The organism is Ferrovibrio sp. (assembly GCF_046297895.1).
Taxonomy (GTDB): domain Bacteria; phylum Pseudomonadota; class Alphaproteobacteria; order Ferrovibrionales; family Ferrovibrionaceae; genus Ferrovibrio.
Genome location: NZ_JBKBHC010000002.1, coordinates 247,804 through 265,580, shown reverse-complemented (window position 1 = coordinate 265,580; position 17,777 = coordinate 247,804). Strand labels below are relative to the sequence as shown.

General features: G+C 66.5%; 18 protein-coding genes and 1 tRNA gene. 9 read left to right on the top strand and 10 right to left on the bottom strand.

Annotated features, from left to right (window positions below):
* Positions 1–57: 57 nt before the first annotated feature.
* From rmuC to ACK4FK_RS03835, 4 genes are read left to right on the top strand one after another with little or no spacing between them, the layout of a single operon-like run.
* On the top strand, positions 58–1,395 hold the full coding sequence (gene rmuC, locus ACK4FK_RS03850; protein ID WP_409741351.1) for a DNA recombination protein RmuC: 1,338 nt from the start codon (positions 58–60) through the stop codon (positions 1,393–1,395).
* Positions 1,392–2,033: an exopolysaccharide biosynthesis protein gene (locus ACK4FK_RS03845; RefSeq protein WP_409741347.1), complete on the top strand. Its 642-nt coding sequence runs from the start codon at positions 1,392–1,394 to the stop codon at positions 2,031–2,033. Before rmuC ends, ACK4FK_RS03845 begins: the two co-directional genes overlap by 4 nt.
* Positions 2,030–2,449: a cupin domain-containing protein gene (locus ACK4FK_RS03840; RefSeq protein ID WP_409741344.1), complete on the top strand. Its 420-nt coding sequence runs from the start codon at positions 2,030–2,032 to the stop codon at positions 2,447–2,449. The genes ACK4FK_RS03845 and ACK4FK_RS03840 overlap by 4 nt, the downstream gene beginning before the upstream one ends.
* A 1-nt stretch (position 2,450) precedes the next feature.
* Complete coding sequence (locus ACK4FK_RS03835) at positions 2,451–2,942, top strand: N-acetyltransferase family protein (RefSeq protein WP_409741342.1); 492 nt, start codon at positions 2,451–2,453, stop codon at positions 2,940–2,942.
* Here ACK4FK_RS03835 and ACK4FK_RS03830 read toward each other — a convergent pair.
* Entirely contained in the window at positions 2,939–3,712 is a 774-nt protein-coding gene (locus ACK4FK_RS03830) for an AraC family transcriptional regulator (protein WP_409741340.1), read from the bottom strand. The genes ACK4FK_RS03835 and ACK4FK_RS03830 overlap by 4 nt on opposite strands.
* A gap of 90 nt (positions 3,713–3,802) precedes the next feature.
* Here ACK4FK_RS03830 and ACK4FK_RS03825 point away from each other — a divergent pair, with 90 nt between their 5' ends.
* A complete protein-coding gene (locus ACK4FK_RS03825; RefSeq protein ID WP_409741337.1) occupies positions 3,803–5,032 on the top strand; it encodes an MFS transporter in 1,230 nt (409 codons plus the stop codon).
* Here the strand turns inward: ACK4FK_RS03825 and ACK4FK_RS03820 are convergent.
* The 6 genes from ACK4FK_RS03820 to ACK4FK_RS03795 all read right to left on the bottom strand — a co-directional run bounded on the left by ACK4FK_RS03820 (position 5,003) and on the right by ACK4FK_RS03795 (position 9,878).
* Positions 5,003–5,908, bottom strand: coding sequence for a DMT family transporter (locus ACK4FK_RS03820; RefSeq protein WP_409741333.1), 906 nt, complete (start codon positions 5,906–5,908; stop codon positions 5,003–5,005). The two genes, ACK4FK_RS03825 and ACK4FK_RS03820, sit on opposite strands and share 30 nt — an antisense overlap.
* Before the next feature lie 133 nt (positions 5,909–6,041).
* Positions 6,042–6,554 (bottom strand): hypothetical protein, encoded by a 513-nt coding sequence (locus ACK4FK_RS03815; protein ID WP_409741330.1) that lies wholly within the window; start codon positions 6,552–6,554, stop codon positions 6,042–6,044.
* A gap of 154 nt (positions 6,555–6,708) precedes the next feature.
* Positions 6,709–7,602, bottom strand: coding sequence for a polyamine aminopropyltransferase (gene speE, locus ACK4FK_RS03810; protein WP_409741327.1), 894 nt, complete (start codon positions 7,600–7,602; stop codon positions 6,709–6,711).
* Positions 7,599–8,036: an adenosylmethionine decarboxylase gene (gene speD / locus ACK4FK_RS03805; RefSeq protein WP_409741324.1), complete on the bottom strand. Its 438-nt coding sequence runs from the start codon at positions 8,034–8,036 to the stop codon at positions 7,599–7,601. Before speD ends, speE begins: the two co-directional genes overlap by 4 nt.
* 302 nt (positions 8,037–8,338) lie before the next feature.
* Positions 8,339–9,319 (bottom strand): peptidoglycan bridge formation glycyltransferase FemA/FemB family protein, encoded by a 981-nt coding sequence (locus ACK4FK_RS03800; protein WP_409741321.1) that lies wholly within the window; start codon positions 9,317–9,319, stop codon positions 8,339–8,341.
* 70 nt (positions 9,320–9,389) lie between these two features.
* Positions 9,390–9,878, bottom strand: coding sequence for a PAS domain-containing protein (locus ACK4FK_RS03795; protein ID WP_409741319.1), 489 nt, complete (start codon positions 9,876–9,878; stop codon positions 9,390–9,392).
* Positions 9,879–10,021: 143 nt separating this feature from the next.
* Here ACK4FK_RS03795 and ACK4FK_RS03790 point away from each other — a divergent pair, with 143 nt between their 5' ends.
* The gene (locus tag ACK4FK_RS03790) at positions 10,022–10,222 is read left to right on the top strand and encodes a hypothetical protein (RefSeq protein ID WP_409741316.1); all 201 of its coding nucleotides are present in this window, start codon (positions 10,022–10,024) and stop codon (positions 10,220–10,222) included.
* A gap of 97 nt (positions 10,223–10,319) precedes the next feature.
* Here ACK4FK_RS03790 and ACK4FK_RS03785 read toward each other — a convergent pair.
* Both ACK4FK_RS03785 and ACK4FK_RS03780 read right to left on the bottom strand, forming a co-directional pair.
* A tRNA-Ala gene (locus tag ACK4FK_RS03785) sits at positions 10,320–10,395 on the bottom strand.
* A 119-nt stretch (positions 10,396–10,514) separates the two neighbouring features.
* A complete protein-coding gene (locus tag ACK4FK_RS03780; RefSeq protein ID WP_409741313.1) occupies positions 10,515–10,841 on the bottom strand; it encodes a TIGR02300 family protein in 327 nt (108 codons plus the stop codon).
* 184 nt (positions 10,842–11,025) lie between these two features.
* Here ACK4FK_RS03780 and aroA point away from each other — a divergent pair, with 184 nt between their 5' ends.
* From aroA to fdhF, 3 genes are read left to right on the top strand one after another with little or no spacing between them, the layout of a single operon-like run.
* Positions 11,026–12,381 (top strand): 3-phosphoshikimate 1-carboxyvinyltransferase, encoded by a 1,356-nt coding sequence (gene aroA / locus ACK4FK_RS03775; RefSeq protein ID WP_409741310.1) that lies wholly within the window; start codon positions 11,026–11,028, stop codon positions 12,379–12,381.
* Positions 12,382–12,436: 55 nt separating this feature from the next.
* Positions 12,437–14,116: an NADH-ubiquinone oxidoreductase-F iron-sulfur binding region domain-containing protein gene (locus tag ACK4FK_RS03770; RefSeq protein ID WP_409741307.1), complete on the top strand. Its 1,680-nt coding sequence runs from the start codon at positions 12,437–12,439 to the stop codon at positions 14,114–14,116.
* On the top strand, positions 14,113–16,863 hold the full coding sequence (gene fdhF, locus ACK4FK_RS03765; RefSeq protein ID WP_409741304.1) for a formate dehydrogenase subunit alpha: 2,751 nt from the start codon (positions 14,113–14,115) through the stop codon (positions 16,861–16,863). Before ACK4FK_RS03770 ends, fdhF begins: the two co-directional genes overlap by 4 nt.
* Here the strand turns inward: fdhF and ACK4FK_RS03760 are convergent.
* Positions 16,847–17,758, bottom strand: a complete 912-nt coding sequence (locus ACK4FK_RS03760) for a DMT family transporter (protein WP_409741301.1) — start codon at positions 17,756–17,758, stop codon at positions 16,847–16,849. The two genes, fdhF and ACK4FK_RS03760, sit on opposite strands and share 17 nt — an antisense overlap.
* Positions 17,759–17,777 lie beyond the last annotated feature (19 nt).

The window sequence follows — 17,777 nt, the reverse complement described above, 5'->3', positions numbered from 1 at the left end:
CGCGGGCTGGCTCTCCGTCAAGCCCGCTGTTATGTAACACCCATGGCCATGGATATAATGCCGATTCTCGGAATCGCCAGCATCGCCGGGCTGGCGATCGTGCTGATTCTGCTGGTTCTTCTGCTGCGCCGGGGGGGCGGCGCAGGCGATCAGGCGGCCCTGGTGGCCGAACTGCGCGATCAGCTCGACCAGGCCCGCGACGAGGCTGCCAGCGCCCAGGCCGCCCGGCTGGACGCCGAGCGCCAGGCCGCGGCGCTGCGCAGTGAATTGGCCGTGAAGACCCAGGCTTTCGAGAAACTGGCGGAAACCGCCACCCAGGCCGCCCGCGCGGCGGCCGTGGAATCCGCCGCCCAGCTCTCCAACAAGCTGCTGGCCGATCACAAGCGCGAGGCCGAGGCCCAGAAGGAAGAGGGCGAGAAGCGCATCAAGCAGGCCACCGAGGGACTGACCCAGCAGTTCCTGACCGTGGCCGAGACGGTGACGCGCCTGAACCAGCAGATCGGCGACAGCCGCAAAGCCATCGACACGGTCTATCGCGCCCTGTCGCATCCCGGCGGCGCCGGCCGCCTTGCCGAGATCGGGCTGGAGAATGTGCTGCGGGCCTTCGGCCTGCAGCCGGGGCTGGATTTCATCATCCAGTATCATGCCGCCGGCGACGGCGAGCGCGGCAATCTGCGGCCCGATGCAGTGGTGTTCCTGCCCGGCGATGCCGTCCTGGTGATCGACTCCAAGGCAACGAAGCTGCTGCTCGACCATGCCGAGGCCGAGGATGAGGCGGCCGAGGCGACCGCGCTGGCCCAGCTGGCCCAGCGCATGGCACTGCATCTGCGTGCGCTCAGCGCCAAGGATTATGGCAATGCCGTGCTGGCCACGTATAGGGATCTGAAGCGCGGCGGCAGCCTGAAGCGCAGCATGATCGCCATGATGCTGCCCAACGATGCTGCTGTGGAGAAACTGCGCCGCGCCGATCCCGATTTCGAGCGGCGCGCCGCCGAGGTCGATATCGTGGTGGCGGGTCCATCGGCGCTGGCTGCGATCATCGCGGTGTCGCGCCTGCAGATCGACAGCGGCCGGCAACTGGAGAATTCGGAAAAAATCATGGAAGCCGTCGGCCAGCTGATCGAATCGACGGCCACGGCCCTCACGCTCGCCGACAAGGTGGGCCGCGGCCTGCAGCAGGCCACCGAACAGTTTGAGACGTTCAGCCGTTCGGTCAATGCCCGCCTGCTGCCGCGCATCCGGCGCCTGAGCCAGCTTGGCATCCGTTCGTCGAAAACGCCCGCGGCACTGCCCAGCTTTCAGGTCAGCGTGCAGCGCAACGACGTGATCGAGGCCGATGCCGAGGATGTCACGCCGCAGTTGCCCGGCCTGAATAACGGAAACGACAGATCATGACCGACGCCCCGTTGAATGGCGATAACGGCAACGGCGAGGCGGCACACAAGGTCAGCGAGATCATCGCCGCCCTTTGCGCGGGCGATCCGGAGGATCGCATCACGCTGCACGATCTGATCCATGCCTTCGGCCTGCGCGCCTTCGGCCTCGCCATCCTGGTTTTTGCGTTGCCCAACGGCATTCCGGCGCCGATCGCACCGGGCCTGTCGGCCGTGCTGGGCGCGCCGCTGCTGCTGCTGGCGGCGCAGCTGCTGGTCGGTCTCGACCATCCCTGGTTCCCGAAAAGCTGGGGCGAGCGCAGCTATCGGCGTGCAGATGTGGCCAGACTGCTGCGGCCGGCCATTCCCGTGCTGGAGCGCATCGAGCGCTATGTGAAGCCGCGCTATGTCCATCTCACCGGCCGTCGCGGGCGCCGGCTGATTGGCGGCATCGTATTGTGGAATGCCTTCCTGCTGTCGCTGCCGATTCCCTTCGGCAACCTGCTGCCGGCCTGGGCCATCATCCTGGCCGCTTTTGGCCAGGTCGAGCGCGACGGCGTGCTGGTGATCGCCAGCCTGGCCGCCAGCGTGGTCGCCACCGGCTGGGTCTGGTTCCTGGTCGATACCAGCATTTCGGTGCTGCAATGGTTGTTCGGATGACGGCAGACGAGATCATTGCGGCGCTGAAGCTGCGCCCGCATCCCGAAGGCGGGCATTACGTCGAAACCTTCCGCGACGCGCCCGGGCCCGATGGCCGCAGCCGTTCGACCGCGATCTACTTCCTGCTACGCGCCGGCGAGCGGTCGCACTGGCATCGTGTGGATGCCGTCGAGATCTGGCATTTCCATGCCGGCGCACCGCTGCTTTTGAGCATCGCGGAAACGGCCGGTGCGCCGGTGCAGCAGATCACCCTGGGCCATGGCGTGACCGAAGGCCACCGGCCCCAGGGCATCGTGCCGCCGCATCACTGGCAGGCGGCGGAATCGCTGGGTGACTGGACGCTGGTCGGCTGCACCGTTGCGCCCGGCTTCGATTTCGCCGGTTTCGAACTCGCCCCGTCGGACTGGAGTCCCTGACATGGCTGTGCTGATCCGGAATGCCGTCGCCGCGGACATTCCAGCCGTCAGCACATTGCTGGTTGAGACCTGGCACGATACCTACGATGCGCTGCTGGGGCGGGACAAGGTCGATGACATCACGCGGCTCTGGCATGCGCCGTCGGTGCTGCAGCAGCAGTTGCGGCAGCGCGGCACCTGTTTCCTGGTTGCCGAGGCGGATGGTGAGATCGCGGGGCATGCTTTCGCGCAGGCCTGGAATTTGCCGGTCCTGAACATCGCCCGGCTGTATGTCAGGCCGGGCTGGCAGCGCCAGGGCATCGGCAATCGCTTCCTCGACAGGCTGATCGCCCTGCATCCGGCAGCGGATAAACTCTGCCTTTCGGTGGAGAAGCGCAACATCAGGGCGGTGGCCTTCTATATGCGGCAGGGCTTCAGCATCGTCGACGAAACGGTGGAAGACGGAACGGCGATCCTGCTGATGGAAAAACCGCTGCCGCAGAAGGCGGTTTAAACCTTCCTGAAATACCGGCCGGGCGTGGTGCCGAGGCTTTTTCGGAACATCGCCGTGAAGGCGGCTGCCGAGGCATAACCCAGCTCGGCCGCTACCAGTGCGACCGGTCTGCCGGCGCTCAGCCGTGCCAGCGCCTCGGCCAGCCGCGCCTGCTGGCGCCAGGCCGTAAACCCCATGCCGGTCTCGCGCTGGAACAGCCGCGCCAGGCTGCGGCTGCTCAGGCCGGCTTCGGCGGCGAAGCTTTCGATGCCGGCATCGCGGCCCAGGCTTTGCAGAATGCGGTTGCACACCGCATGCAGCCGGGGTTCCTGCGGCATCGGCAGGTGCAGCGGCAGGGCCGGCACGGCGCGCAGTTCATGCAGCAGCAATTTTGCGATGGCTTCGCCGCGGCTGCCGCGCGGGTAGTCCACGGGCCCCTCCATGGCGGCGAGGACCAGTGCGCGCAGCAGCGGCGAGACCTCGATCACCTGGCAGTCTTGCGGCAGATGCCGGGCGGCCCGCGGCGCGATGTAGAGGGTGCGCATGGCCACGGCGCCGCCCATGCGGATCTCGTGCTCGATCTGCGGCGGGATCCACAATGCGCGCTGCGGCGGCACCACCCATGTTCCCTGGGCGGTGCCGACCCGCATCACCCCGCGCACGGCATAGACCAGTTGGCCGCGCTCGTGCCGGTGCGGCGGGATGTGGTGGCCGGCGGGAAAATCCTTGGGCATCGCCGCGACCGGCGGGGCGATGCGCTGATAATCCTCGGCGTTGGTGCTGCGGGCCATGTCCGAATCTCGATAGAAATAGGCAAGACGATTTCTATCAGACAGGGCTATCCTGTCCGCCGCAACCGTTTTCCTCTGGGGCTTCCCGCCATGTCCATCTCCCGCCGCGTCATCGGCTTCGTCAATCTCGCCCATCTGGTCGATCACAAGTTCATGCTGATCTTCCCCACCGCCGTGCTGGCGATGGAGGCGGATTTCGGCCGCTCCTACGGCGAATTGCTGGCCCTGTCGCTGGGCGGGTTCATCGCCTTCGGGGCGGGGTCGATCCCGGCCGGCTGGCTGGGCGACCGCTGGAGCCGCCGGCACATGCTGGGCGTTTTTTTCCTCGGCATCGGGGCCAGCGCCATCCTGGCCGGGTTCAGCCAGTCGCTGTGGTTCCTGGCTTCTGCGCTCACGCTGATCGGGCTGTTCGCGGCGATCTATCATCCGGTCGGAACGGCGATGCTCACCGCCCACGCCGCGGCCCTGGGGCCGCAGACCATGGGGCGCGAAATCGGACTGAATGGCGTATGGGGCAATCTCGGCGTGGCGATTGCCGCACTGGCCACCGGCGCGATCGCGCAATTCGCCGGCTGGCGCGCGGCCTTCATCCTGCCCGGCATTGCTGCGATCATCATCGGCATTGCCTATCTGGCGCTGGTGCCCGAGCATGCCTCGCCGCCGCGCAAGGGCGGCCAGCCGCAACCGCATGTGCCGCGCGCCGTGGCGGTCAGGGCTTTTGCCGTGCTGGCCGTGGTTGGGGTCAGCGGCGGCGTGGTATTCAATGCCGCCACCATCGCGCTGCCCAAGCTGTTTGACGAACGCCTGCCGGATCTGATCGCCTCGCCGGTCGGCATCAGCCTGGTGGTCAGCCTGGTCTATCTGGCCGGCGCACTGGCGCAGTTGATCATCGGCCGCCTGGTCGACCGTTTCACGCTGAAGCAGATCTTCGTGCCGGTCGCCTTCCTGCAGGCGCCCTGCCTGCTGCTGGCTGGCTGGCTGGAGAATGCCTGGCTGCTGCTGCCCTGCCTGGGCATCATGTTCGCCATCTTCGGCCAGGTGACGATCAACGATGCCATGGTGGCGAAATACACCTCCGACGCATGGCGGGCACGGGCTTATTCCCTGCGCTACCTGCTGTCCTTCGGCGCCAGCGCCACCGCCGTGCCGCTGATCGCGCTGGTGCACGATCGCGGCGGCGGCTTTGCCATGCTGTTTGCCATTCTGGCCGCGCTGGGCCTCAGCATCTTCCTTGCGGCGCTCGCCTTCCCCAATTATGCGGGCGAGAATGGCGGCCGCGAGGATGCCGGCTCAGCGCCGCCGCAGGTCGCCCGAGCCTAGCACGGCGCCGCCGACGATCAGCGCGCAGGCCAGCAGCACCGGCAGCGTGAGCGCACCCTGGCCGAACGCGATCAGCAACAGGGTGGACAGCAGCGGCGCAGCATAGGCCATGGTGCCAAGGGCGCGCACATCGCCGCGCTTCATGCCGTGGTCCCAGCAGAAGAAGGCGAGGCCCACGGGGCCAAGGCCCAGCGCGATGATTGCCGCCCATTCGCCCGTCGAGGCTGGCAGGCCGGTGGTCTCGAAGGCGAAATGCCCCAGCCAGGACAGCAGCGCCGTGGCGGCGCAGAAGGCGCCGACGGCATCGGTCGGCACGGCGGCGAAGCGGCGGCTCAGCACGGAATAGCTGGACCAGGTGAAGGCGCAGGCGAAAGCGGCGGCATAGCCGGCCGCATAACGCCAGTCGAAACCCAGCTCGCCCTTGCCGGCGATCAGGATCACAGTGCCGCCCAGGCCCAAGGCGGCGCCGGCCAGATGGAACCAGCGCAGCTTCTCGCCCGGCAGCAACGCCGAGAACAGCACGATCAGCAGCGGCCACAGATAGTTGATCAGGCTGGCCTCCAGCGGCGGTGCCAGCTTGAGCGCCAGGAAATACAGCGCGTGATAGCCGAACAGGCCAAAGACGCCGAGCGCCCAGGCGGCCGGGCTCAGGCTGAAATGCCGTGCCACGCCTTTGATGCCGTCGCCGCGCAGCAGCCACAGCACGATGGCGGCAACCGCCGAGAGGGTGAAGGTCATGGCGGTGAGCTGCAGGGCCGGTACGCTGGGGGTCAGCGTGGTGAACAGGGCCAATGAGGCCCACAGCCAGATGGCGATGGTGCCGATCAGGGTGGCGCGCAGGCGCGCGGCAGGTGCATGGGAAGCGGTTGCGGTCATGACGAGGAAAATCCGGAATGGCGGGACAGGGCGCGACGATGCGTGGCGCATCGCGCAAGGAACGATTCGATTGAAGGCCGCTACCGGGAGGCCGATTTTTAGGGAAAACCGCCGGCTAGATCAAGTCGGCCGATCACGCCGACCGGGCTGCATCCAGGCGGTAGAATAGCGGCGATTGCTCGCTTTCCAGCAGCCGCAGGGTGCCGCGCACCAGCACCGGCCGTTCGGCATAGGCCACCGGCTCGGCGGCCTTCACCGCCACCAGCCGGGCGAGATCGCCCACCATGCAGCTTGCGCAATGGAACTGCAGCGCGCCGAGCAGGAATTCGACATGCGTCTTGCCGTCGCGGAACGGCATCATGTAGCCGCTCACCGTCACGTCCTGGCCGTCCAGCGCCCGCAGGGCGGCGGGGAAACGGCTGATCGTGCCGTCCTGGAATTTGCTCTCGCCGGCCTGGGCCAGCAGATCCCAGTCCAGAGCACCATCCACGCCCGGGGCAGGCTGGCGCAGATGGGTCAGGGCGCCGCCCTCGGCGGGCTGAATGGAAATGGCGGCCGCGTCGCCGGCGGCGCAGATGAAGCCCGTTCCGGCCAGGCCGGCAGCGGCGGAAACCGAAAAGCGGGACAGGAATTGACGACGCAGCATGGTCGGGCCTCACGACGAGATCGCGTTATAATATACGACCAATCCCGCCCGTTTCAAGCAAGGCTGCCGTCCCGCGCCGACCGCAAAACAAGACACCCACCGGATCGACCGGTGGGCGCGGGGATGGCGTTGGCTTTTCCCGGAAAATGCCGGTTCAGCGCTTTTTCTGCTTAGCCGCGACCGTCTTCGTCGCCTTGGGCGCCGGCAGCAACCGGGCGACGAAGTTGGGCAGCGCAAAGGCGCCGAAATGGATTTCCGGATTGTAGTAGCGCAGGGCGGGCAGCTTGGCCCTGTCGAAGCGGGCGAAGATGTCGCGCGGATCCACGTCGGTGATGTCGCGGTCGCAGGCCCAGGTCAGCGACATGAAGCCGCAGACATAGGTCGGCACCACGGCCAGATAGGTGCCCGAATGGGCCCAGATCTTCTGGAACAGCCTGATGGCGTCGGTCAGTTCCGGGCCCTGCATGTGCGGCACGCCGTTCTGCGCGACAAGAATGGCGCCCGGCTTCATCACCCGGCGGCAATTGTCGTAGAAGGCTTTGGAGAACAGCACGGTGGCTGGGCCGACCGGATCGGGCCGGTCGACGATCACCAGGTCGTAGCGGTCCTTCGTGCTGGCCACATAGGCCGCACCGTCGCCGACGATCAGATTGGTGCGCTTGTCGCTGAAGGCCTTGCCGCAGATTTTCGGCAGATACTTCTTCGCCACCTCGATCACCATGCCGTCGATCTCGACCATGGTGACGCGCTTGACGGATTTGTGCTTGAGCACCTCTTCCAGGATGCCGCCATCGCCGCCGCCGACGATCAGAACCGATTCCACCTTGCCATGGGCCAGGATCGGCAGATGCGTCAGCATCTCGTGATAGACGAATTCATCGCCTTCGGTGCATTGCACGACGCCGTCGAGCGCGAGCATGCGGCCGAAGCGGCCGCTCTCGAACACCTTCACCTTCTGGTATTTCGACTTGCCCTCGAACAGGACCTTCTTGATCTCGTGGCTCTGCCGGAAGCCGGCATAGAGCGTCTCGTTGAACCACGTGGTCACAGGATCAGGCCCCGCTTCATCTCGGTGCACTGGATGTTGTCGGGCAGGAAAGCGCGGCGCAGAACGGGAATCGCCTTCTGCGGCTGGCAGTCGCCGCATACGAAGACGTCGAGCGCGGCATAGCCCTTTTCCGGCCAGGTGTGGATCGACATGTGGCTTTCCGCCAGCACGGCCACGCCGGAAATGCCGCCATTGGGCTCGAAGTGATGCAGGTCGATGTTGAGCAGCGTGGCGCCGATCTCGGCCACCGCATCGGTCAGCGTCTGCTTCACCAGCGCGAGATTGTCGAGGTGCTTGCCGCCCCACAGATCGATGATCAGATGCATGCCGGCGTAGCGCACACCGTCCTTGCAAATGAAGTGTTCGTCCGCCGCATTCGCCTCCGGCAGGGCCGGAACTTCGTACAGGGCGGGCTTGGTTGCCTTCTTGGTCATGTCACTCTCCACCAAGGGGGAGCCGCCGAGACGGAAAACGCGGCGGCTCGATAAAAGGGTTGTCCGATTGGCAGAGAGACTGTTGGGAAAGCCCCGTGGTTCCGGCCGGCAAGTAACGGAAATTGCCGGCGGCCATGCGCCACTTTCCAAACAGTCTCTGGGAGGGGGGTATGGGGCCAAAGGCCCCCTGATGCAAGAAAAAACTGCCCCTGAAGGGCAATTTTTTGTCCTGTGGTACAGGGATCACATTTTATCCGCGAAAATCGCGGCAATCCGGCGACTTTTATGACAGAAACGGGGCCTTACACGAAACTTCCTGCCAGGGTGAAAACCTCGCCGCCAAGCCCCAGTTTGAAGCGCGCCACGCCGGCGCCGCGCTCGGTGTCCACGCCGCCCAGGTCGAACTGCGTCACGCCGCGCGATTTCAGTTCGGCCACCGCGCGCCAGATCAGCCGGTAATGCGCCTTGACCAGACGGCCGGCCTCGTTGCTCCAGCCCATCGCATAGGTCGCGCCGCGGCCATGACGCAGCACCAGGATGCCGGCAATCGGGCGCACCTTGCCCAGATGCAGGCCGGCATGCGCCCATAGCAGGAGTGCGTCCTCGTCCGCGCTCCTGCGGTCGCCGACGGCATCGGCGAAGGCCGAGTAGAAAACCGCATCGGGACCAAGGAAACGGTTGTCCAGCCGATGCTCGTCATGCTCGCCCATCAGCGCGGTGAAGGCATCGTCGTGCCAGCTGCCCTCGGCGCGGCTCGCCACCTCCATGAGCAGCGCCGATTTCTCGGCCGTTTTAAGCGTGTTGCGCCACTTGCCGTCGAGCTGGCTGCGCAGGCGTTCAAGCGGCGGCGTCAGATCCAGGCGGATCGAGGAATAGCCCGTCACCATCGGGCGCATGCCAAGCCGCGCCATGGCGTTCTCGGAATCCGACCCGCCGTTCAGTTCCGGCAGCCACCACAGCAGGCAGCGCCGCCGCCATGGATACCGTGCGCGGATCAGCGCCAGTGCGGCGTCGCGGCTGGCGCGGTCGAGTCCGGGCGCGAAAAGCGGACCGCGCACCAGGCGGACATATTGCCCGAGCGGACCGATGCGTCGCGTAAAGACCTGCGCCATGGCAACCGCATCGCCCCGCAGGCGGACCAGCCAGCGTTCAGGCTGCACCTTGCCGTTCGATGCAGTGGCAACCGCTTCGCCATAACACCAGCTCTGTTCCAGCACGCTGCTGCGCATGGTGTCATGCGCCGCGATCCAAGCGGCGGCATCCCGACACGGGTCAAGGGCCATGGAATCCTGCATCGGATCGGGTATGCCGGCCGTTGGCAGCCAGCGCAAGCATTCTTGTGGGGATTTCGCCTCAGCCCCCCTGCGGGGCATCAGCGAAGATCTGGCAGGCCAGCACCATGTCGACGGTTTCCCCGTCATTGCCCAGCGGCAGCCACAGCGCCTCGTAATCGTACCAGTGGTCGTCCATCATCTGCCGGTTATGGGCCAGCAGCGGTTCGGGCCGCGCCACGATTTCCTTCAGTCGGCCGATCAGCAGCTCGCGATATTCCGGCGCCGGCAATTCGTCCAGCCACATGCCGGTGGGGTCCATTCCCAAGCGGTCGACCTGATAGGTGCCGGCCAGACGGATGCGGAAGCGCAGCGGATCGCGATGCACTTCGATCAGCGCGATGTTGCCCAGTGCCACACGCATCGCCATGGGGTCGATGTCGGCGCGGGCCGGCAGGCGGCGTCCGCGGCGCTGGTCCTGCCAATAGCGGTGGATTTCAGCCACCAGCGGAAAACGGAAATCCGCTGGGCCGGGGTCCCAGGTCAGGCGACTGTTGGCGGTTGCAAGCACGGGTAATCCTGGCGGGGAAGGCTAGGCTGGACGCAGTTTGTTGGCACTCGACACATAATCCTGCCTGAGAATGTGGAATTTACTATGACATGTCCTTCCCCGCTGACAAGACATGCCGGCGAGCATGAGGTAATCCTTTTCGCATGGCCCTGTTTCGCTCCGCGACCCGCATCCATGGCTACGTGATTCCCGCGCCGCGTTTCACGCGCTGGGCCCTGGTCTATTTCCTGAAATTCATTGTCGCGCCGGCGCTGCTGCTGCTGCTCGCCCTTGATGTCGCGCTCTATTTCGTGTTCCGCGACTGGCTGGGCAGCTGCTATGGCATCCTGTGTTTTTTCGAGTAGAGCCCGGCAACGAAAAAGCCCGCCTTCGCGGCGGGCTTTTCGGCGGATTGCCATCTGAAAATTCGGCTGCCGTAAGAAGATTTGCAGCAAGATGATTTGGTGGAGCCAAGCGGGATCGAACCGCTGACCTCCTGCATGCCATGCAGGCGCTCTCCCAGCTGAGCTATGGCCCCATTCAATCACGGACTTGGTGCCTTCCCTGAGGAAGGCTGGGGTCCGTCGGCGGGGGCGGACCATAAGCCGCCCTCCGCTGCTTTGCAAGTGTTTCGTCAGCCCGATTTCGGGTGGATTTTCAGCGTTCTTCCTCGACGTCGGGTTCGGCGTCGACGTCGATTTCCTCGGCGACGTCCTCCTCCTCGAACTCGTCGGCATCCTCAAGGATTTCGTCGCCCAGATCCGTATCCTCCACCTCGGCGTCCAGCGCGTCGGGGGTGATGGCCTTCGGCGCCTTGGCCTTGGGTTCCTCCACCTTGGCCGGACGGCGCGAGCTTTTCACCAGGGCCTCCGGATTGAACTCGGTGCCGCATTTCGGGCACAGGATCGGCGACTTGTTGAGATCGTAGAACGCGGCGCCGCAACTCAGACAGCGACGCTTGGTGCCCCATTCGGCTTTGGCCATTGAGCGAATCTCCATGTGATCGGCGCCGCCAGGCCGGCCTGGCCTCGGCGCGGGAGCCGGGCTGGAACGCCACCCCCAGCCGGCTGGCCGGGGCGGCGCGATTGTGTTAAAGAAGCGCGCCCTGTCAACCCGTAAATCCGGCTTTTTTCACAGCCGGTTGCCGATCTTCCGGACGATCCGCTCCATGACCGCCGCGCCCGACCAGAAACCCCGCCCGTTTCGCGCCCGCCCAGCAGCCCGGGGCCTGGCCGGCACCGCGCGGGTGCCGGGCGACAAGTCGATCTCGCACCGGGCGTTGATTTTCGGGGCACTCAGCGTCGGCGAGACCCGCGTTACCGGCCTGCTGGAGGGCGAGGACGTGCTGCGCACCGCGGCCGCCATGCGGGCCATGGGCGCCGAGGTCGAGCGCCTGCAGGATGGCGACTGGCGGGTCTGGGGCGTGGGCGTGGGTGGCCTGAGCGAACCGGACGACGTGCTCGACATGGGCAATGCCGGCACCGGCGCCCGCCTGGTGATGGGCCTGGTGGCTAGCCACGATTTCACCGCCGTTTTCACCGGCGACGCCTCGCTGCGCCGCCGCCCGATGGGGCGGGTGATCGAACCCTTGAGCCGCATCGGCGCCCGCTTCGAGGGCCGCCGCGGCGGCCGGCTGCCCCTGGCGGTGATCGGCACCGCGCATCCCCTGCCCATCGAATATGAATTGCCGGTCGCTTCGGCGCAGGTGAAATCCGCCGTGCTGCTGGCCGGCCTGAACGCGCCGGGCATCACCACGGTGATCGAGCCCGAGCCGACCCGCGACCATACCGAAAACCTGCTGCGTCATTTCGGCGCCACGGTCGAGGTCGAGAAAACAAAAACCGGCGGCCGGATCATCCGTCTTACCGGCCAGCCGGACTTCAAACCCTCCAGCATCCGCGTGCCGGGCGATCCGTCGTCGGCCGCCTTCCCGATGGTGGCGGCCTGCATCGTACCGGGCTCGGCCGTCACGCTGCAGAATGTCGGGCTCAATCCGCTGCGCATCGGCCTGTTCGACACGCTGCAGGACATGGGCGCCGATTTCACCATCACCAACCGTCGCGACGAAGGCGGTGAGGCGGTGGCCGATATCCTGGTGCGCCATGCGCCGCTGAAAGGCGTGACGGTGCCGCCCGAACGCGCCCCCAGCATGATCGACGAATACCCGATCCTGTTCGCGGCCGCCGCCTGCGCCCAGGGCGACACCGTGGTGCGTGGCGCCAAGGAACTGCGCGTGAAGGAAAGCGACCGTCTGGCCCTGATGGCGCGCGGCCTGAAAGCCTGTGGCGTCGATCTCGACGAATTCGATGATGGCCTGGTGATCCGCGGCAAAGGCAGGCCGCCTGCCGGCGGCGCCAGCATCAGCACCGAACTCGATCACCGCATCGCCATGTCCTTCCTCGTGCTGGGCATGGCGGCGAAAGACGGCATCGTGATCGACGATGCCCGTGTGATGGATACCAGCTTCCCGGGCTTCATCCCGCTGATGCAGGGCCTGGGTGCCAGCCTAGAGCCGGCGGTTTAGGCTCTCGCCGGATTTGTAATGCGGCGCTACAATCCTCGGCCAGAGGAAGCGCCGCGTGAATCAGACCAGCCCCTTCGCCCCGCAATCCCGCTTCGGCCGCACATCCGGCCGCGCCTTGCCGCGCGGACGCCAGGCCAGCGAGGCCGACCTTGCCGCCCTGCGCCGGCTGCTGCCCGAGGGGGACCTGCGCCGCGACCTGCTGGTGGAATACCTGCACGCCATCCAGGATGCGAAAGGCCATCTGCCGACGACGCTGCTCGTGGCGCTGGCCGAAATGATGCGCCTGCCGCTGGCCGAGATTTACGAGACAGCCACCTTTTATGCCCATTTCGACGTGGTCGATGCCGACGAGACGCCGCCGCCGGCTGCCACCATCCGGGTCTGCGACTCCCTGAGTTGCGTCATGGCCGGTGCCGATGCGCTGGCCGAACAGTTGCGGCGAATGGATGGCGATCTGCGGGTGCTGCGCGCGCCCTGCATGGGGCAATGCGATCGTGCGCCCTGCGCCACCTATGGCAAGAATGTTTTTGCGCCGGCCAGCGCCGAGGAGCTTGCGGCGGCGCATGAGCGGCGTGCGGCGCACCCGCTGCTGCCGCACTACAAAACGCTGGCGGCCTACCGCGCCGAGGGCGGTTACGGCGTGCTGGCCAAATGCCGCAGCGGCGCGCTGACGCGCGAGGCCTTGATCGCCGAACTGGAGAAGGCCGGCCTGCGCGGCATGGGCGGCGCCGGCTTTCCCACCGCGCGCAAATGGCAGGCCATGCTGCAGCAGCCCAAGCCGCGCATCCTGGCCGTGAACGGCGACGAGGGCGAACCCGGCACACTCAAGGACCGCTTCTTCCTCGAGACCGAACCGCATGGCTTTCTCGAAGGCATGCTGGTCGCCACCTGGGCCATAGAGGCCGGGGCCGCCTATATCTACCTGCGCGACGAATATCCCGCGTTGCATCACGTTATCCGCGCCGAGCTGCAGGCGCTGGAACAGGCAGGCCTGCTGGATGGCCTGCATGTCGAATTGCGGCGCGGCGCCGGCGCCTATATCTGCGGCGAGGAATCGGCGATGCTGGAAAGCATCGAGGGCAAGCGCGGCCTGCCGCGCCAGAAGCCGCCCTATCCGGTGCAGTCCGGTCTGTTCGGTAAACCCACGCTGATCAACAATGTCGAGACGCTCTACTGGGTGGCGGCGATTGCCGACAAGGGCGCCGACTGGTGGCTCAGCCATGGCCGCAACGGCTCAAAGGGCCTGCGCAGTTATTCGGTGTCGGGCCGCGTGCGCCAGCCGGGCGTGAAGCTGGCGCCGGCCGGGCTGACGGCGCGTGAACTGATCGAGGAATATTGCGGCGGCATGGCGCCGGGGCACAATTTCGCGGCCTATCTGCCCGGCGGCGCCTCGGGCGGCATTCTGCCGGCCGCCATGGCCGACATTCCGCTCGATTTCGGCACGCTGGAGAAATACGGCTGCTTCATCGGCTCGGCCGCGGTGATCGTGCTGTCCGACCAGGACGACGTGAAGGCGGCGGCGCTCAACCTGATGAAATTCTTCCGCCACGAATCCTGCGGCCAGTGCACGCCCTGCCGCGTCGGCACCGAAAAGGCCGTCGAACTGATGGCGCGGCCGGTCTGGGACGAGCCTTTGCTGCGCGACCTGGCCCAGGTGATGCGCGATGCCTCGATCTGCGGCCTGGGCCAGGCCGCGCCCAACCCGCTGCTCTCGGTGCTGGAGCGATTCCGATGATCCGCTTCACGCTGGATGGCCGCGAGGTCGAGGCGCTGCCCGGCGAAAGCATCTGGCAGGTGGCCAAACGGCTGGGCACCGAGATCCCGCATCTGTGCCACAGCCCGCAGCCCGGCTATCGCGCCGATGGCAATTGCCGCGCCTGCATGGTTGAGATCGCGGGCGAGCGCGTGCTGGCGCCGAGCTGCAAGCGCATGCCCAGCGCAGGCATGCAGGTGACCAGCCAGAGCGCACGGGCAAGACGCGCCCGCGAGCTGGTCTTCGAATTGCTGCTGGCCGACCAGCCGCCGCGCGAAACGGCGCATGACGCGGAATCCAAATTCTGGCACTGGGCGGAAAAGCTGGATGTCACCACCAGCCGTTTTCCGGCGCGGCAGCATGCCCCGCCGCCGGATCGCAGCCATGTGGCGATGGCGGTCAATCTGGATGCCTGCATCCAGTGCAATCTCTGTGTGCGTGCCTGCCGCGAGGTGCAGGGCAACGACGTGATCGGCATGGCCTTCCGCGGCCATCATTCCGGGATCGTGTTCGATTTTGCCGATCCGATGGGAGACTCCACCTGCGTGGCCTGCGGCGAATGCGTGCAGGCCTGCCCCACCGGCGCCCTGCTGCCGGCGACGCTGGTGGATGAGCATAACCATGGCGTGGCGAAGGCGACGGAAAAGGTCGACAGCCTCTGTCCCTTCTGTGGTGTCGGCTGCCAGCTCACCATGCATGTGAAGGATAATGCCATCCAGTATGTCACCGGCCGCGACGGCCCGGCCAATCATGGCCGGCTCTGCGTCAAGGGCCGCTTCGGCATGGACTATGTGCGCCATCCGCATCGTCTGACCCGACCGCTGATCCGCCGCGACGATACCCCCAAGCATGGCGACTGCGTTGTCGATCCCGCCAATCCCTGGACGCATTTCCGCGAGGCGACCTGGGACGAGGCGCTGGAGCGCGCCGCCTCAGGTCTCGTGCAAATCCGCGACAGCCATGGTCCGCAGGCGCTGGCCGGTTTCGGTTCGGCCAAGGGGTCTAACGAGGAAGCCTATCTGTTCCAGAAACTGGTGCGCACCGGTTTCGGCACCAACAATGTCGATCACTGCACGCGGCTCTGCCATGCCTCGTCGGTGGCGGCGCTGATGGAAGGCATCGGCTCGGCCGCCGTCACTGCGCCCTTTGCGGCTGCGATGGATGCCGAGGTGATCGTGGTGATCGGCGCCAATCCCACGGTGAACCATCCCGTCGCCGCCACCTTCATCAAGAATGCCGTGCGGCAGAATGGCGCCAAGCTGGTGGTGATCGATCCGCGCGGCCAGGCCCTGTCGCGCTATGCGACCTATAACCTGAAATTCAAGCCCGGCTCGGATGTGGCCCTGCTGAACGCGATGCTCAACGTGATCATCGCCGAGGGCCTGACCAACTCCGCCTATCTGCAGCGCTTCGTCGACGGCTTCCCCGATCTGGAACAGGCGGTGAAGGGCGCCACGCCCGAGGCCATGGCGCCGCTCTGCGGCATCGCGCCGGACACCATCCGCGCCGTGGCCAGACTTTACGCCACCTCAAACGCCTCGCTGATCTTCTGGGGCATGGGCGTGTCGCAGCATGTGCATGGCACGGATAATGCCCGCTGCCTAATTGCGCTCAGCCTGATCACCGGCCAGGTCGGCCGGCCGGGCACCGGCCTGCATCCCCTGCGCGGGCAGAACAACGTGCAGGGCGCCTCCGACGCGGGTCTCATCCCCATGGTGCTGCCCGATTACCAGTCGGTGGAGGATGCCGCAAAGCGCGAGGCTTTCGAGGCCGTGTGGGGTACAGCCATTGATGCCAGGCGCGGCCTTACCGTGGTCGAGATCATGCATGCGGCCCAGCGTGGCGAGATCCGCGGCATGTATATCATGGGTGAGAATCCGGCCATGTCGGATCCCGATGTCGCCCATGCGCGGGCGGCGCTGGCCGGGCTGGATCACCTGGTGGTGCAGGATATCTTCCTCACCGAGACAGCCTTCCATGCCGATGTGGTGCTGCCGGCTTCGGCCTTCGCCGAGAAGACTGGCAGCTTCACCAACACCGACCGCCGCGTGCAGCTTGGCCGCGCCGCGCTCAAACCGCCCGGCGATGCCAGGCAGGATTGGGAACTGGTGCAGGCCATCGCCCAGCGCATGGGGCTGAACTGGCAGTATGCGCATCCGCGCGAGATCTATGCCGAAATGGCTGCCCTGATGCCCTCATTGGCCGGCATCACCTGGGCCCGGCTGGAATCCGAAGGCGCCGCCACCTATCCGCACGGCCACGAGATCATCTTCGGCGACGGCTTTCCCACCAGCGACGGCCGTGCCCGCATTGTGCCCACGAAAGTCGCGCCGCCGGCCGAACTGCCCGATGACGAGTATCCCATGGTGCTCACCACCGGCCGCCTGCTGGAACACTGGCATACCGGCGCGATGACGCGGCGTGCGACGCATCTCGATGCGCTCGAGCCCGAGGCCACCGCAGCGCTGCATCCGCGCGATCTGCAAAAGCTGGGCGTTGCCGCCGGCGCGCGCATCCGCGTCTCCACCCGGCGCGGGGCGATCACATTGAAGGCGCGCGCCGATCGCGACGTGGCCGAGGGGCTGGTGTTCATTCCCTTCGCCTTCGCCGAAGCCGCGGCCAATCTGCTGACCAATCCGCAGCTCGATCCCTTCGGCAAGATCCCGGAATTCAAGTTCTGCGCGGCCCGCGTGGAGCCGGTTGCGGAAAGGGTCAGCGCGCCGGCTTGAGGATCAGGCCCAGGGCGGTCGCGACCAGCGCCAGGGCGGCGAATTCCGGCCAGCGCGGCTGCTCGCCCAGCATCCACATCGACGAGAACACGCCCACAACCGGGATCATCAGGGTCGAGAGCCCGCTGATGCCGGCCGGCAGGATGCGCACCAGCGTGTTCCAGGCCCAGTAGCAGAAGACGAAGCAGATCGAGGCGTTGTAGAGCACCGCGCCCCAGGCGATGGCCGAATAGGGCGCCCAGCGGTCGGCTTCCAGCACCGGCGCCATCACAAAGATCGGGATGCCGCCCAGCACCATCTGCCAGCCAACGAACGGCACGGCCGCCATCGGCACCAGCCACAGCTTGGTCAGCAGCGTGCCGATCGCCCAGCAGATCGCGGCCGCCAGCACCAGCGCCACGCCCAGCGGCGCGGCCGCCATGGCCTGCCACTCGCCGCCCACCAGCACGATCAGGCCGGTGAAGCCGATGCATAGGCCGGCCAGCTTCCAGCCGGTCAGGCGCTCGTGCAGCCACACCACGCTCATCGGCACCAGCCACAAAGGCATGGTGAAGGCCAGGATCGTCGTGCGTCCGGCCGGCAGCATGGAGAGGCCATAGAGCACAAAGACATTCCAGCCGGCGATGTTGAACAGGCTGATGGCCGTCAGCTTCCACAGATAGCCGCGCGGAATGCCCAGCGGCATGCGCTTGGCGAGGGCGATGGCAAACAGCCCAAGCGCACCGCCGCCCAGACAGAAGGCGCGGAAGGTGAAAACCGGGATCTCGTTCAGCGCCAGCTTCATAATCGGCCAGTTGATGCCCCAGAACAGGGTCAGCAGCGCGAGCAGGATCAGGGCATAGGCGGAAATGCCGGGCTGCGGCGGGGCGGCGTGCACCGCGGCGGTATCGGTCATATCGGGAGGCGTCTCCGTT

What these genes read in the sequence shown, in the direction of transcription:
- ACK4FK_RS03825 (WP_409741337.1), top strand. Translation starts at nt 3,803, where the DNA reads ATGTCCATCTCCCGCCGCGTCATCGGCTTCGTCAATCTCGCCCATCTG.
- aroA (WP_409741310.1), top strand. Translation starts at nt 11,026, where the DNA reads ATGACCGCCGCGCCCGACCAGAAACCCCGCCCGTTTCGCGCCCGCCCA.
- ACK4FK_RS03845 (WP_409741347.1), top strand. Translation starts at nt 1,392, where the DNA reads ATGACCGACGCCCCGTTGAATGGCGATAACGGCAACGGCGAGGCGGCA.
- ACK4FK_RS03780 (WP_409741313.1), bottom strand. Translation starts at nt 10,841, where the DNA reads ATGGCCAAAGCCGAATGGGGCACCAAGCGTCGCTGTCTGAGTTGCGGC.
- ACK4FK_RS03830 (WP_409741340.1), bottom strand. Translation starts at nt 3,712, where the DNA reads ATGGCCCGCAGCACCAACGCCGAGGATTATCAGCGCATCGCCCCGCCG.
- ACK4FK_RS03800 (WP_409741321.1), bottom strand. Translation starts at nt 9,319, where the DNA reads ATGGCCCTTGACCCGTGTCGGGATGCCGCCGCTTGGATCGCGGCGCAT.
- speD (WP_409741324.1), bottom strand. Translation starts at nt 8,036, where the DNA reads ATGACCAAGAAGGCAACCAAGCCCGCCCTGTACGAAGTTCCGGCCCTG.
- fdhF (WP_409741304.1), top strand. Translation starts at nt 14,113, where the DNA reads ATGATCCGCTTCACGCTGGATGGCCGCGAGGTCGAGGCGCTGCCCGGC.
- ACK4FK_RS03790 (WP_409741316.1), top strand. Translation starts at nt 10,022, where the DNA reads ATGGCCCTGTTTCGCTCCGCGACCCGCATCCATGGCTACGTGATTCCC.
- ACK4FK_RS03840 (WP_409741344.1), top strand. Translation starts at nt 2,030, where the DNA reads ATGACGGCAGACGAGATCATTGCGGCGCTGAAGCTGCGCCCGCATCCC.
- ACK4FK_RS03815 (WP_409741330.1), bottom strand. Translation starts at nt 6,554, where the DNA reads ATGCTGCGTCGTCAATTCCTGTCCCGCTTTTCGGTTTCCGCCGCTGCC.
- ACK4FK_RS03820 (WP_409741333.1), bottom strand. Translation starts at nt 5,908, where the DNA reads ATGACCGCAACCGCTTCCCATGCACCTGCCGCGCGCCTGCGCGCCACC.
- ACK4FK_RS03760 (WP_409741301.1), bottom strand. Translation starts at nt 17,758, where the DNA reads ATGACCGATACCGCCGCGGTGCACGCCGCCCCGCCGCAGCCCGGCATT.
- ACK4FK_RS03835 (WP_409741342.1), top strand. Translation starts at nt 2,451, where the DNA reads ATGGCTGTGCTGATCCGGAATGCCGTCGCCGCGGACATTCCAGCCGTC.
- rmuC (WP_409741351.1), top strand. Translation starts at nt 58, where the DNA reads ATGCCGATTCTCGGAATCGCCAGCATCGCCGGGCTGGCGATCGTGCTG.